Annotated in this window: 15 protein-coding genes; all 15 read right to left on the reverse strand. The window is 57.0% G+C overall.

The features are described from left to right. Positions 1–357 carry a purine nucleoside phosphoramidase gene (hinT, locus tag KB890_RS04870; RefSeq protein WP_002900681.1) on the reverse strand — a complete coding sequence of 119 codons (357 nt, stop codon included), beginning with the start codon at positions 355–357 and terminating at the stop codon, positions 1–3. Positions 358–618: 261 nt separating this feature from the next. Further along, positions 619–2,052, reverse strand: coding sequence for a PTS glucose transporter subunit IIBC (ptsG, locus tag KB890_RS04875; RefSeq protein ID WP_002900680.1), 1,434 nt, complete (start codon positions 2,050–2,052; stop codon positions 619–621). Between the two features lie 296 nt (positions 2,053–2,348). After that, positions 2,349–3,143, reverse strand: a complete 795-nt coding sequence (locus KB890_RS04880; protein WP_004140680.1) for a metal-dependent hydrolase — start codon at positions 3,141–3,143, stop codon at positions 2,349–2,351. A 10-nt stretch (positions 3,144–3,153) separates the two neighbouring features. Further along, on the reverse strand, positions 3,154–4,158 hold the full coding sequence (gene holB, locus KB890_RS04885; RefSeq protein ID WP_020324996.1) for a DNA polymerase III subunit delta': 1,005 nt from the start codon (positions 4,156–4,158) through the stop codon (positions 3,154–3,156). Continuing rightward, positions 4,155–4,796, reverse strand: a complete 642-nt coding sequence (gene tmk, locus KB890_RS04890; RefSeq protein ID WP_002900674.1) for a dTMP kinase — start codon at positions 4,794–4,796, stop codon at positions 4,155–4,157. The genes holB and tmk overlap by 4 nt, the downstream gene beginning before the upstream one ends. Continuing rightward, the gene (gene yceG / locus KB890_RS04895; RefSeq protein ID WP_002900671.1) at positions 4,786–5,808 is read right to left on the reverse strand and encodes a cell division protein YceG; all 1,023 of its coding nucleotides are present in this window, start codon (positions 5,806–5,808) and stop codon (positions 4,786–4,788) included. Before yceG ends, tmk begins: the two co-directional genes overlap by 11 nt. A 1-nt stretch (position 5,809) precedes the next feature. After that, a complete protein-coding gene (pabC, locus tag KB890_RS04900) occupies positions 5,810–6,619 on the reverse strand; it encodes an aminodeoxychorismate lyase (protein ID WP_009484237.1) in 810 nt (269 codons plus the stop codon). A 125-nt stretch (positions 6,620–6,744) separates the two neighbouring features. Next, the gene (gene fabF / locus KB890_RS04905; RefSeq protein ID WP_002900666.1) at positions 6,745–7,986 is read right to left on the reverse strand and encodes a beta-ketoacyl-ACP synthase II; all 1,242 of its coding nucleotides are present in this window, start codon (positions 7,984–7,986) and stop codon (positions 6,745–6,747) included. Between the two features lie 89 nt (positions 7,987–8,075). Next, a complete protein-coding gene (gene acpP / locus KB890_RS04910; protein ID WP_000103754.1) occupies positions 8,076–8,312 on the reverse strand; it encodes an acyl carrier protein in 237 nt (78 codons plus the stop codon). Positions 8,313–8,522: 210 nt separating this feature from the next. Beyond that, complete coding sequence (gene fabG / locus KB890_RS04915; protein WP_002899294.1) at positions 8,523–9,257, reverse strand: 3-oxoacyl-ACP reductase FabG; 735 nt, start codon at positions 9,255–9,257, stop codon at positions 8,523–8,525. Positions 9,258–9,269: 12 nt separating this feature from the next. Then, on the reverse strand, positions 9,270–10,199 hold the full coding sequence (gene fabD / locus KB890_RS04920; protein WP_004179326.1) for an ACP S-malonyltransferase: 930 nt from the start codon (positions 10,197–10,199) through the stop codon (positions 9,270–9,272). 15 nt (positions 10,200–10,214) lie between these two features. Beyond that, the gene (locus KB890_RS04925; RefSeq protein WP_002899288.1) at positions 10,215–11,168 is read right to left on the reverse strand and encodes a beta-ketoacyl-ACP synthase III; all 954 of its coding nucleotides are present in this window, start codon (positions 11,166–11,168) and stop codon (positions 10,215–10,217) included. A gap of 53 nt (positions 11,169–11,221) precedes the next feature. Continuing rightward, the gene (gene plsX / locus KB890_RS04930; protein ID WP_004224085.1) at positions 11,222–12,319 is read right to left on the reverse strand and encodes a phosphate acyltransferase PlsX; all 1,098 of its coding nucleotides are present in this window, start codon (positions 12,317–12,319) and stop codon (positions 11,222–11,224) included. Between the two features lie 203 nt (positions 12,320–12,522). Then, entirely contained in the window at positions 12,523–12,696 is a 174-nt protein-coding gene (gene rpmF / locus KB890_RS04935; protein ID WP_000290724.1) for a 50S ribosomal protein L32, read from the reverse strand. 16 nt (positions 12,697–12,712) lie between these two features. Further along, positions 12,713–13,234: a 23S rRNA accumulation protein YceD gene (gene yceD / locus KB890_RS04940; RefSeq protein ID WP_002899276.1), complete on the reverse strand. Its 522-nt coding sequence runs from the start codon at positions 13,232–13,234 to the stop codon at positions 12,713–12,715. Between the last annotated feature and the right edge of the window lie 30 nt (positions 13,235–13,264).

Raw genomic sequence — 13,264 nt, forward strand, 5'->3', positions numbered from 1 at the left:
TTAGCCTTTGTGCGCCAGCATCGGGCCAAGCGGACGACCGCCCAGCAGATGCATATGGATATGGTACACTTCCTGGCCGCCGTGGCGGTTGCAGTTGACGATCAACCGATAGCCATCGTCGGCAAGACCTTCATCGCGGGCGATCTTCGCCGCGACGGTCATCATCCGGCCCAGCGCCAGCTCATGTTCAGCGGTGACGTCATTTACGGTAGGAATCAGAACATTCGGGACAATCAGAATATGGGTGGGCGCCTGCGGGGAGATGTCGCGAAAAGCGGTCACAAGCTCATCCTGATAGACAATATCCGACGGGATCTCCCGGCGAATGATTTTGCTGAAAATCGTTTCTTCTGCCATGACTGATTCCTTATAAGTTTTATCCCGTGCGCTGGCCTGCTTCTGCAGATAAACGCGGACGCACAGGTTCCGCTAAGAGTATGAGCGACATTCTCCCTCTCTTTCAACCTGAAAGCTCTTTTTCTTATTCAACTATAGACTTAGCTGCTGAGGGAATAAGCATATGGCGGACTGTTTTCAGGGTTATCGCTTGTGGGGCACCGACTTTAGCGCATAAAAAAGGCAGCCAGTTGGCTGCCTTAGTCTCCCCGATACTACGTCTTAACTGTTACGGATGTACTCATCCATTTCAGTTTTCAGGTTATCGGACTTGGTACCGAAGATGGCCTGTACGCCAGAACCTGCCACTACCACGCCAGCGGCGCCCAGTTTTTTCAGGCCAGCCTGGTCAACTTTCGCTACATCCGCCACGCTAACACGCAGACGAGTAATACATGCGTCGAGGTTGGTGATGTTCTCTTTACCGCCGAAAGCGGCGACCAGAGCCGGAGCCATCTCGCTGGTGGCGCCAGCTTTGCTCTCTTCGGTGGTGTCTTCACGACCCGGTGTTTTCAGATCCAGGGCTTTAATCAGCACACGGAAAATGACGTAGTACACGATCGCATAGCAGATACCAACAATCGGGAACAGCCACAGCTTGCTGCTGTTACCGGACAGCACGATAAAGTCGATCAGACCGTGAGAGAACGAGGTACCGTCACGCATACCCAGCAGGATACAGATCGGGAACGCCAGGCCCGCCAGAATGGCATGGATAACGTACAGGATCGGCGCCACGAACATGAACGAGAACTCGATCGGCTCGGTGATACCGGTCAGGAACGAGGTCAGCGCGGCGGAGATCATGATACCGCCCACTTTGGCGCGGTTTTCCGGTTTAGCAGAGTGCCAAATAGCGATAGCCGCTGCCGGCAGACCATACATTTTGAACAGGAAGCCGCCAGACAGTTTGCCCGCCGTCGGGTCGCCTGCCATGTAGCGCGGGATATCGCCGTGGAACACCTGACCAGCCGCGTTGGTGTATTCGCCGATCTGCATCTGGAAAGGAACGTTCCAGATGTGATGCAGACCAAACGGCACCAGGCAACGTTCGATGAAACCGTAGATACCAAACGCCACCACTGGGTTCTGATAAGCAGCCCACTGGGAGAAGGTTTGGATCGCGGAGCCGATCGGCGGCCAAATGAAGGAGAGGATCACGCCGGTGAAGATAGCGGCCAGACCAGAGATAATCGGCACAAAACGCTTGCCCGCAAAGAAGCCGAGATATTCTGGCAGCTTGATGCGATAGAAGCGGTTGAACATGTAGGCGGCGATAGCACCGGAGATAATACCGCCAAGCACGCCGGTATCAGCAAGGTGTTTTGCCGCAATCTCGTCAGCAGGTAAATGCAGCACCAGCGGCGCAACAACCGCCATGGTTTTCACCATGATGCCGTAAGCCACGACTGCAGCCAGTGCGGATACACCGTCGTTATTGGTGAAGCCGAGGGCCACACCGATAGCGAAGATCAGCGGCATATTGGCGAAAACTGAACCGCCTGCTTCTGCCATAACGTGGGAGACCACGGCTGGCAGCCAGCTGAAGTTAGCGGAACCGACGCCCAGCAGGATACCTGCGATAGGCAGTACGGATACCGGCAGCATCAGCGATTTACCGACCTTCTGCAGGTTAGCAAATGCATTCTTAAACATAATTGAGAGTGCTCCTGAGTATTTGGTACTTTTTTACGCTTTCACGCATTGGCCCGGGGGGAGAACCGTGCCGTGGACAGGACATCTAAGCGCCCTTTATTTATTACACAGAGTAAAATAATTAACGGGATGATTGTTTGACGGCTATCACGTTTCAATCAGCCTTCCGGTAAAAATTTACATCAACTTACATAAATTGTATCTAGATGTTGCTAAAAAACCTTCACCGCCACTTTTGTGGCGGTGAACTTTACTCGCTTTGGCTATTAATTACGAGCCTTAAAATAATAAGCAGATCAAGCAGGTTGCAAACGGGCGGGGTCGATGTGGAACAGGGTGGCAAAATTGTCGGTGGTCTGCTGAGCCAGCTGCTCAAGCGACACCCCCTTCAGTACCGCCATATACTCGGCAACGTCACGGACCAGCGCCGGCTGGTTCTCTTTGCCGCGGTGTGGGACCGGCGCCAGGTACGGCGAATCGGTTTCAACCAGCAGGCGATCCAGCGGCACGTAGCGCGCCGCATCACGCAGCTGCTCGGCGTTACGAAAAGTGACGATACCGGAAAACGAGATATAGAACCCCATATCGAGCAGCTTGCCCGCTGTCTCCCTGTCCTCAGTGAAACAGTGTAGTACGCCACCGCAATCCGTCACCTTTTCTTCGCGCAAAATAGCCAGAGTATCGGCACGCGCGTCACGGGTATGGACGATCACCGGCTTATTGAGCTCACGGCCGATACGAATGTGGTCGCGGAACGAGCTTTGCTGTTGGGCTTTAGTTTCCGGGGTATAAAAATAATCCAGACCGGTCTCCCCCATCGCCACGACGCCCTCTTCCGCTGCCAGCGCGCGCAGGGTCTCTACCTCCCAGGGCTCGTCCTGGTTTAATGGGTGTACGCCACAGGAGAAGACGACGTTGTCACGCGTCCCCACCAATTCGCGCATACTGCGGTAGCCAGGCAGCGTCGTGGCGACGGCGAGGCAAAATTTCACATCGCGTGCGGCCGCTTTTGCCAGCACGTCGTCGACGTTTTTGTGTAGAGTTTGATAATCCAGACCATCAAGATGGCAGTGGGAGTCGACTAAAAACATAATGTCTCACTCAGAGGTGGGAGACGGGTAAACCCGTCCCGGGTTGCAGGTAATGTTCCCAGCGCAGCAGGCGCTCGGTAAGCAGCAGTTCGCGGTTGACACCGACAACGTTGAGCAATTGCTCGCGGCAGGTACAGACGTCATGGGCAATCGCCTGCAGCCGGGCGGCGGGCAGGCTGTGCGCCAGCTGCTCCAGCAGCGGCCAGACGTCAGGGTTACTCACCAGGGTAATCCCCTGCTGTCGTTTTTGCGCATCGACCAGCAGCGACGCCAGCCAGTGCAGGCGAACCGCCGCCTGTTCATGATTGAGTATCGGCAGCAGCGCCAGCCAGTCACCGCTCGCCAGGGTAGCCGCCAGCGCCTGACACAACTGCTGCCGCGCCGTCCACAGCGGTTCCTGTAACAGTTCGAGCGCCGCAGCCGGCGCGCTGGCGCACAGGCGTAACGCGGTCAACGATGACTCCTGCGGCAGGCTCACCTCACGCTCCAGCCAGGCCAGAGCATAAGGCTCAGACGGCGGCGCCAGATGATGCAGGCGACAGCGGCTGCGCAGAGTGGTCAGCAGACGCGCCGGCTCCTCGCAGGCGAGGAAGAACCAGGTATTCTCCGGGGGCTCCTCCAGCGTTTTCAGCAACGCGTTGGCGGCGGCATCGGTCAGCAAGGCAGCATCGCTAATCCAGACCACTTTTGCCCCACCAAGGCGCGCATGTTCATAGAGCTTTTCATTGACATCGCGCACCGCGTCAATACCCAGCGCGCTCTTGCCCTTCTCGGGGCTGAGCGCATAGTAATCGGGGTGCGTGCCGGCCTGCATCAGCTGACAGCTATGGCAGTGGCCGCAGCTTTTATGTCCTTCGGGCTGGCGGCACATCAGGAAGCGGCACAGCGCGTAAATCAACGCCTCACCGCCCATCCCGTTCAGGGACTGTAACAGTAAGGCGTGGTGGCCTCGTCCGGCCTGATAGCTACCGACCAGTTGCTCGAACGAGGGGCGCAGCCACGGATACCATTTCATGCCGCTTGCTCCGCCATCCACTGGGCGATCGTGGCGCGAATGTCGCGCGCCACGGCATCCAGCGGCTGAGTTGCGTCAACCGTGCGGATAGAAGGATCGGCGGCGGCCAGCTCAAGATAGCGCGCGCGGGTACGGTTGAAAAAGTTCATGGACTCCTGCTCAATGCGATCCAGCTCGCCGCGGGCCCGGGCGCGCTGCAGCCCCACTTCCGGCGTGACGTCGAGATACAGCGTCAGATTGGGGCGAAAATCACCGAGTACCGCGTCGCGCAGCGTCGCCAGCATCGTGCGGTCAATTCCCCGGCCGCCGCCCTGATAGGCCTGCGTCGACAGATCGTGACGATCGCCGATCACCCACTGGCCGCGGGCCAGCGCGGGCTTAATCACGGTCTCCACCAACTGGACGCGCGCCGCGTAAAACATCAGCACTTCCGCTTTATCGTTAATCACTTCATCGCCCGTGGACTGGATATCCAGCACCAGGCTACGCAGTTTTTCGGCAAGGATTGTGCCCCCCGGCTCGCGGGTAAACACCATATCGTGAATACCCGCCGACTGCAGCGTCTCCACCACCAGTTGACGTGCGGTGGTCTTCCCGGCGCCCTCCAGCCCCTCGATGACGATATAGTTACTGCGCATTTTTTTCCTTAAGTACTTTCAGATAATCCTGCACCGCACGGTTATGACTGACCAGGTTTGTGGTAAACGTATGGCCCCCTTTCCCGTCGGCGACGAAATAAAGATATGGCGTTTTCGCCGGATGGGCGGCCGCCTTCAGCGAGGCCTCGCCCGGCACCGCGATAGGGCCCGGCGGCAAACCGCTGATGGTATAAGTATTGTATGCGGTCGGCGTCTCGAGATCCTTACGCGTTAACTTACCAGTATATCCTGCGCCCATCCCGTAGATTACGGTCGGATCGGTCTGCAAGCGCATACCGATGCGCAGGCGGTTGATAAATACCGACGCGACGCGGTCGCGCTCTTCCGCTACCGCGGTCTCTTTTTCAATAATCGAGGCCATGGTCAACAGCTGGTTCTGATCGGCATAGGGCAGATTCTCCATCCGTCCTTCCCAGACCTTCGCCACTTCGGCGACCATTTTCTGATGCGCGCGCTTGAGGATGGCGATATCGCTGGTGTTGGCGGTGTACATCCAGGTATCCGGCCAGAACCAGCCCTCTACCCAGTCGGCATGCTCAAGACCTAATGCCTTAGCCACCGTCGCGTAGCTATCGTCTTCAAGCGTGTGCTTCACGTACGGGGCATCGCGCAGCTGGCGCAGGTAGTCGCTGACGCGCATGCCTTCGACAAAGCGCAGCGGAAACTGCGCCTCTTTGCCGCTGGCCAGCAGCTGCAACATCTCGCGCACCGTCATTTGCGGCGTGAAGCGATAGGTCCCGGCCTTGAAGTGAGACAGCTCAGGTTCCACCCGCAGCAGCCACTGGAAAACGCGCGGGCGATTGATCACCTTCTCGCGATAGAGATCCTGGCCCAGCGCCAGCCGGCCGGTGCCAGCTTCGAGGGTAAAGATGGTCTCTTCCTTAATCAGCAGCTTGCTGTCCGCCAGCTGGCGTACCTTCCACATGCCTGCCGCCGCAGCGATGCCCAACAGCACGACCAGCAACAGGATAAAACGTAACATTTTCTTCATACTAACCAGACAGCTCACACAAAGGGGCTAAAAAATGGTAAAGCTCACGCGAGGACCAGGTGGTCTCCTCCCAGCGGCGAACCGGCACCAGCGGCATCAGCGCATTGCAGATCAGCACTTCATCGGCCTCCCGCAACGTCTCGGGACGCGCTGTCACTTCGACAACGCGAAACGTCGATGGTGCCAGCTGCGCGATACAGCGCTGCCGCATAATGCCGTTGACCCCGGCATAATCGAGTCGCGGAGTAAATACATCACGTCCCTGACGCCAGAATAAATTCGCGGCACAGCATTCCGTAAGCCACCCGTCACTGTCAAGGACCAGCGCCTCATCGGCGTCCGTCTGCTCAAGATGAGAGCGGATCAGCACCTGCTCAAGGCGATTAAGGTGCTTCAGGCCGGCAAGCCAGGAGTTGCGCCCCAGGGGCACCGGACTCTGGGTCAGAGTAATGCCCTCCTCCCGCCAGCGCGCATAATGCGCCGGGTATGGAGAGAAGCTGAGAATGCGAGTGGGCGACACGCAGCCCGCCGCACTGTATCCCCTTCCCCCAACGCCGCGGGTGAGAGTCACCTTGAGCACGCCCTGCGCGTGCGGCCGAGCCAGACGCTGCATCTCTTCGCTCAGCGTCAGCCAGTCGTTAAATGGGATATGTAATTTTTCACAGGTTGTCTGTAAACGCTGCAGATGGGCGTCCAGTAGCGCAACCTGCCCTTGCTGGATGCGGGCGGTGGTAAAACAGCCGTCGCCAAACTGGATGGCGCGATCGTTCGCTGCCAACGTGTCCTGTACAACGCCGTTTATCAAGAACATAAAGGACTCCTTTTCACTGGTCGGTCAGTGTGTCAGGACCCAGAGCAGAGAACAAGGGGAGAAAGCTGAATAAAAAAGGCCCGATGAACGGGCCTTTTGTTAAAGCAGTACCGGGGCAAGCCCTGTCACACTTTTTTGAAGATCAGCGAACCGTTAGTGCCGCCAAAGCCGAAGGAGTTGCACAGGGTGTACTCCATACCGGAAACCTGACGCGCTTCGTGTGGAACGAAGTCGAGGTCGCAGCCTTCATCCGGGTTGTCGAGGTTGATCGTCGGCGGAACCGCCTGATCGCGCAGCGCCAGGATAGAGTAAATCGACTCTACCGCCCCTGCCGCACCCAGCAGATGCCCGGTCATGGATTTGGTAGAGCTCACCAGTACGCGGCTCGCCGCATCACCGAAGACAGACTTAACCGCCTGCGCTTCCGCTTTATCGCCAGCCGGCGTCGAGGTGCCGTGGGCGTTGACGTAGCCGATCTGGCCCGGTTCGATGCCCGCATCGCGAATAGCATTCACCATTGCCAGCGCGGCGCCCGCGCCATCTTCCGGCGGTGACGTCATGTGGTAAGCATCGCTGCTCATGCCGAAGCCAACGATCTCGGCGTAGATTTTGGCGCCGCGTTTTTTGGCATGCTCGTACTCTTCCAGCACCACCATACCCGCGCCGTCTCCCAGCACGAAGCCGTCACGATCTTTATCCCACGGACGGCTCGCCGCCTGCGGGTTGTCATTGCGCGTGGAGAGCGCACGCGCCGCGCCGAAGCCGCCCACGCCAAGCGGGGTGCTGGCTTTTTCCGCGCCGCCTGCCACCATCGCATCGGCATCGCCATAGGCGATGATGCGCGCGGCCTGGCCGATGTTGTGCACGCCTGAAGTACACGCGGTCGCGATAGAGATGCTTGGCCCACGCAGACCAAACATGATGGTCAGATGTCCGGCCACCATGTTAACAATTGTGGAAGGAACGAAGAATGGGCTGATCTTGCGCGGTCCGCCGTTAACCAGCGAACTGTGGTTTTCTTCGATCAAGCCGAGACCGCCAATACCGGAGCCGATAGCGGCGCCAATACGGGTTGCATTCTCTTCCGTCACTTCAAGGCCAGAATCCTGCATGGCCTGAACGCCAGCGACAATTCCATATTGAATGAAGGCATCCATCTTGCGCTGTTCTTTGCGCGAGATAATGTCATCACAGTTAAAATCCTTTACTAAGCCAGCAAATTTCGTTGCATAGGCGCTAGTATCGAAATGGTCGATCAGGCTGATGCCACTCTGACCGGCAAGGAGAGCTTTCCAGGTAGACTCTACGGTATTGCCGACAGGAGACAACATGCCCAGTCCGGTCACAACTACACGACGCTTAGACACGTTTGTCCTCCAGGGAGGGAAAATAGATTCTTGTGGGACAATAAAAAGATAAAACTCAGGCGGTCGAATGACCGCCTGGAGATGTTCACTTACGCCTGGTGGCCGTTGATGTAATCAATGGCAGCCTGAACGGTGGTGATTTTCTCAGCTTCTTCGTCCGGAATCTCAGTATCAAACTCTTCTTCCAGAGCCATTACCAGCTCAACGGTGTCAAGAGAATCAGCGCCCAGGTCTTCAACGAAGGAAGCATTGTTGGTAACTTCTTCCTGCTTAACGCCCAGCTGCTCGCCGATAATTTTCTTAACGCGTTCTTCGATAGTGCTCATACTCTTAAATTTCCTATCAAAACTCGCTTTCGCGATGGTTTTCGTAGTGTATAAAATGTTGAAAAATTTGCAACTAAATCCCGGCAGGTCTTACCACGATTTTGCGCTATTTTGAGGCCGTTTGCCCTAAGAACGCAAATCTTTTCGCACAAAACCGCACAGAGAACCGTGCGAAGTGCGCGGTTCCTGAACGTTTTGCACAAATCTCGGTCAGACCATGTACATTCCGCCGTTGACGTGCAGCGTTTCACCAGTGATGTAACTTGCTTCGTCAGAGGCTAAAAATGCAACCGCGCTGGCGATTTCATTTGGGGTGCCAAGGCGCCCCGCAGGAACTGCCGCCAGCGTACCCGCACGCTGCTCATCGGTCAGCGCACGCGTCATGTCCGTTTCAATAAAGCCCGGAGCAACAACGTTTACAGTAATACCGCGGGACGCAACTTCACGCGCCAGTGATTTACTGAAGCCGATCAGACCCGCTTTCGCCGCGGCGTAGTTGGCCTGACCCGCATTTCCCATGGTACCAACCACAGAACCGATAGTGATAATACGTCCATGACGCTTTTTCATCATAGCGCGCATTACCGCTTTTGACAGACGGAAAACCGATGACAGGTTGGTTTCGATAATATCGTTCCACTCGTCATCTTTCATGCGCATTAACAGATTGTCGCGAGTGATCCCGGCATTATTCACCAGGATATCCACTTCGCCAAACTCTGCGCGCACATTTTCCAGAACAGATTCAATAGATGCCGGGTCGGTCACATTCAACATCAGACCTTTACCATTGGCGCCTAAATAGTCGCTGATCGCCTGCGCGCCGCTTTCGCTGGTCGCAGTACCGATAACTTTCGCGCCACGGGCGACGAGCGTTTCAGCGATGGCACGGCCAATACCGCGGCTTGCACCGGTAACCAGCGCGATTTTTCCTTCAAAACTCATGGTTTTCCTCTTTTATTGCTCAAGCGCCGCAGACATCGCCGCCGGCTCGTTAAGCGCGGAAGCGGTCAGGGTGTCAACAATACGTTTGGTCAGGCCGGTGAGGACTTTACCCGGGCCAACCTCATACAGATGCGATACGCCCTCGGCAGCCATAAACTCAACGGTTTTGGTCCACTGCACCGGGCTGTACAGCTGGCGCACCAGCGCGTCGCGAATGGCGTCCGGCGCGGTTTCGCACTTCACGTCGACGTTATTCACCACCGGAATCGTCGGCGCGTTGAAGGTGATTTTCTGCAGCTCTACCGCCAGTTTTTCTGCGGCTGGCTTCATCAGCGCGCAGTGGGACGGCACGCTCACCGGCAGCGGCAGCGCGCGTTTGGCACCTGCGGCTTTACAGGCGACGCCAGCGCGTTCAACGGCCTCTTTGTGCCCGGCGATAACCACCTGGCCCGGGGAATTGTAGTTCACCGGAGAGACCACCTGCCCTTCGGCAGACTCTTCACAGGCTTTGGCGATAGCGGCGTCGTCCAGACCGATAATCGCGGACATGGCGCCGGTACCTTCCGGTACGGCTTCCTGCATGAATTTACCACGCAGCTCAACCAGGCGAACGGCATCAGCGAAACCGATAACGCCCGCGCATACCAGCGCGGAGTATTCGCCGAGGCTGTGACCCGCCAGCAGCGCTGGCGCTTTGCCGCCCTGCTGTTGCCAGACGCGGTACAGCGCCACGGAGGCGGCGAGCAGCGCCGGTTGAGTCTGCCAGGTCTTATTCAGTTCTTCTGCCGGGCCCTGTTGCGTCAGCGCCCACAGATCGTAACCCAACGCTGCGGAAGCTTCACCGAAGGTCTCTTCAATGACCGGCCAGGCGGCAGCCATTTCGGCCAGCATGCCTACGGCCTGAGAGCCCTGCCCCGGGAACACAAATGCGAATTGCGTCATGTTTAAATCCTTATACTAAAAACGAACCAGCGCGGAACCCCAGGTGAAACCGCCACCAAAGGCTTCCAGCAAAATCAGCTGACCGCGCTGAATACGGCCATCGCGGACGGCCTCATCCAGCGCGCAAGGGACTGACGCCGCGGAGGTGTTGCCATGGCGGTCGAGGGTCACAACGACGTTATCCATCGACATACCCAGTTTCTTCGCCGTCGCGCTGATAATACGCAGGTTAGCCTGATGCGGCACCAGCCAGTCCAGCGCTGAACGTTCAAGATTATTCGCTGCCAGCGTCTCATCAACGATGTGCGCCAGCTCGGTGACCGCCACTTTGAAGACTTCGTTGCCGGCCATCGTCAGATAGATCGGGTTTTCCGGATCGACACGATCGGCGTTCGGCAGGGTCAGCAGTTCGCCATAGCTGCCGTCGGCATGCAGATGCGTCGAGATAATGCCCGGCTCTTCGGAGGCGCCCAGTACAACCGCGCCGGCGCCGTCGCCGAAAATAATAATCGTTCCGCGATCCGCCGGATCGCAGGTGCGCGCCAGCACATCGGCGCCAACAACCAGCGCATAATCTACCGCGCCGTTCTTCACATACTGATCGGCGACGCTTAGCGCATAGGTGAAACCGGCGCAGGCGGCGGCGACATCAAACGCCGGGCAACCCTTAACGCCCAGCATTGACTGGATCTGGCATGCAGAACTCGGAAACGCGTGCGTGCCGGAAGTGGTCGCAACGATAATCAGACCAATTTGCTCCGCGGACACGCCCGCCATCGCCAGCGCCTGCTTTGCGGCTTCAAAGCCCATCGTAGCAACTGTTTCATGCGCTGCGGCAATACGACGCTCACGGATACCTGTGCGGGTGACAATCCACTCGTCAGAGGTTTCTACCATTTTTTCCAGGTCGGCGTTTGTACGCACTTGCTCGGGCAGATAGCTGCCGGTACCAATAATCTTCGTATACATGTACGCTCAGTCACTCTTGGGTGATATACCCGCCTCGTTCAACCGCCGCGGCGTCAATCGTGGCCATTCGTCCCGCTTTGCTGTCGGGCGTTCACGTCACTGTCGCTTTCCGGCAGCTCGAAACCAGCTGGGTATAAAGATTCCAGGCGCGCGGCGATCCGCTGAGGGATCTGCCGCTGCACCGCCTGCACTGCCTGCTCTATCGCGACGCTAAAGGCGCGTTGATTGGCAGCACCATGACTCTTGATCACGGAACCGCGCAATCCTAACAGACAGGCGCCATTATACTGGTCGGGGTTGAGGTGACTGAATCGCCTCGCCAGGCTTTTTTGTAACCAACGTTTTAGTAACAGCAGCCACCACGACCGTTTTTTGCCCTCTCCCTGAGATTTCAGCAGTGAAAGGAACATTCTGACAACACCTTCCATGGTTTTTAATGTGACGTTGCCCGTGAATCCATCACAAACCAGCACATCGGTTTTTCCGGTCAACAGTTCATTGGCTTCAAGATAGCCGATGTAGTTGAGGGAAGGCAGCGTTTTGAGCACTGCGGCAGCATCGCGGATGCTGCCGAGGCCTTTCATCTCTTCTTCGCCGATATTCAACAAAGCGACGCGGGGGTTGGCAATGCCGACCACTTCTTCCGCCAGCACCGCGCCCATTACCGCGAACTGCACCAGCATCGTGCTGTCGCAATCGACGTTGGCGCCGAGATCCAGCACCACGGTTTTGCCCTTCTGCTGGTGCGGTAAAACCGTCACCAGCGCCGGCCGCTCAATACCTTCGATCGGTTTGAGCAGCAGTTTCGCCAGACCCATCAGCGCGCCGGTGTTGCCAGCGCTGACGCAGGCTTGCGCCCGCCCTTCTTTCACAAGCTCCAGCGCCACGCGCATTGAGCTTCCGCGACTGCTGCGGATAGCCTGCGCGGGTCGCGCATCACTGGCAATAACTGACTGCGCAGGAATAATCTGCAGACGCGAACGTTGTTCGAAGTCAGCTTTGGCGAGTAATGGCGTGATGGCGTCGGGATCGCCGACTAAAAGAAGTGTGAGTTGCGAATTAGAGTTCAGTGCCTGCAGTGCTGCAGGCACCGTCACGGATGGGCCGAAATCGCCCCCCATGACATCTAACGCCAGGGTTAGACGTGTCAAGGTATCGTCGCTGCCCGGTTCGGTGATTCCCCAGTTGCCCGGGGAGTCCTCACTAAGCTTCATCACGCTGGCACCCGCGAATATTCACGCTGCAGACGCAACAATCCGGGCATAAATGCCCCCAGCGACCGGTTTAACCGAGTTTCCAGGGACGCACACGCCCGCCATGGCCTGCAACGGGAAATCCTGCGAGTATCGCGTGATTACTTAGCGATAACCTTGCGACCGCGGTAGAAACCGTCGGCAGTGATGTGGTGACGCAGGTGTTTCTCACCAGAAGTTTTGTCTACAGACAGGCTGGTGACTGCGGTCAGCGCGTCATGGGAACGACGCATGCCACGTTTGGAACGGGTTGGTTTATTCTGTTGTACGGCCATGGACCTTACTCCTCAATTACTTACGCTTTAAGCTGGCTAATACGGCAAATGGGTTTGGTTTTTGTGCCTCTTCAGGCAGTTCGCCAAAGACCATGTCCGCGTCGGACACTTCACAGTGTTCAGAATCATGCACCGGAACTACGGGCAGGGAGAGGATAATTTCATCCTCGACCATTGCCTGCAGGTCGATTTCACCGAATTCGTTAACCTCAATCGGCTCATACGCTTCCGGTAGTGCTTCGGCCTGTTCGTCATTTCTGACGGGGCTAAAACAATACGTGGTGTGGACGTGATGGGAGAACGGTTTCCCGCAACGCTGGCATTCGAGAGTTACCGTTACCTTTGCATCGCCAGTAATAACGGCGAGACGCTGGTTATCGATAGCGAACGACATGCTGCATTCCACATCGCTGTCCACGCTGACTACAGAATCGGTTACACGTTCAACCTGATCGCGGGCATAGATGCCTTCGTAATCAAGGCGTTTTTGAGCCGTGCGTACCGGATCAAGAGTCAGGGGTAATTTTACCTTTTGCATAGGGCGCGCATATTAACTTTGTAATGTCAT

It is taken from the genome of Klebsiella sp. P1954 (genome assembly GCF_018199955.1).
Lineage (GTDB): Bacteria > Pseudomonadota > Gammaproteobacteria > Enterobacterales > Enterobacteriaceae > Klebsiella > Klebsiella pneumoniae.

What these genes read in the sequence shown, in the direction of transcription:
- hinT (WP_002900681.1), bottom strand. Translation starts at nt 357, where the DNA reads ATGGCAGAAGAAACGATTTTCAGCAAAATCATTCGCCGGGAGATCCCG.
- ptsG (WP_002900680.1), bottom strand. Translation starts at nt 2,052, where the DNA reads ATGTTTAAGAATGCATTTGCTAACCTGCAGAAGGTCGGTAAATCGCTG.
- KB890_RS04880 (WP_004140680.1), bottom strand. Translation starts at nt 3,143, where the DNA reads ATGTTTTTAGTCGACTCCCACTGCCATCTTGATGGTCTGGATTATCAA.
- holB (WP_020324996.1), bottom strand. Translation starts at nt 4,158, where the DNA reads ATGAAATGGTATCCGTGGCTGCGCCCCTCGTTCGAGCAACTGGTCGGT.
- tmk (WP_002900674.1), bottom strand. Translation starts at nt 4,796, where the DNA reads ATGCGCAGTAACTATATCGTCATCGAGGGGCTGGAGGGCGCCGGGAAG.
- yceG (WP_002900671.1), bottom strand. Translation starts at nt 5,808, where the DNA reads ATGAAGAAAATGTTACGTTTTATCCTGTTGCTGGTCGTGCTGTTGGGC.
- pabC (WP_009484237.1), bottom strand. Translation starts at nt 6,619, where the DNA reads ATGTTCTTGATAAACGGCGTTGTACAGGACACGTTGGCAGCGAACGAT.
- acpP (WP_000103754.1), bottom strand. Translation starts at nt 8,312, where the DNA reads ATGAGCACTATCGAAGAACGCGTTAAGAAAATTATCGGCGAGCAGCTG.
- fabG (WP_002899294.1), bottom strand. Translation starts at nt 9,257, where the DNA reads ATGAGTTTTGAAGGAAAAATCGCGCTGGTTACCGGTGCAAGCCGCGGT.
- fabD (WP_004179326.1), bottom strand. Translation starts at nt 10,199, where the DNA reads ATGACGCAATTCGCATTTGTGTTCCCGGGGCAGGGCTCTCAGGCCGTA.
- KB890_RS04925 (WP_002899288.1), bottom strand. Translation starts at nt 11,168, where the DNA reads ATGTATACGAAGATTATTGGTACCGGCAGCTATCTGCCCGAGCAAGTG.
- rpmF (WP_000290724.1), bottom strand. Translation starts at nt 12,696, where the DNA reads ATGGCCGTACAACAGAATAAACCAACCCGTTCCAAACGTGGCATGCGT.
- yceD (WP_002899276.1), bottom strand. Translation starts at nt 13,234, where the DNA reads ATGCAAAAGGTAAAATTACCCCTGACTCTTGATCCGGTACGCACGGCT.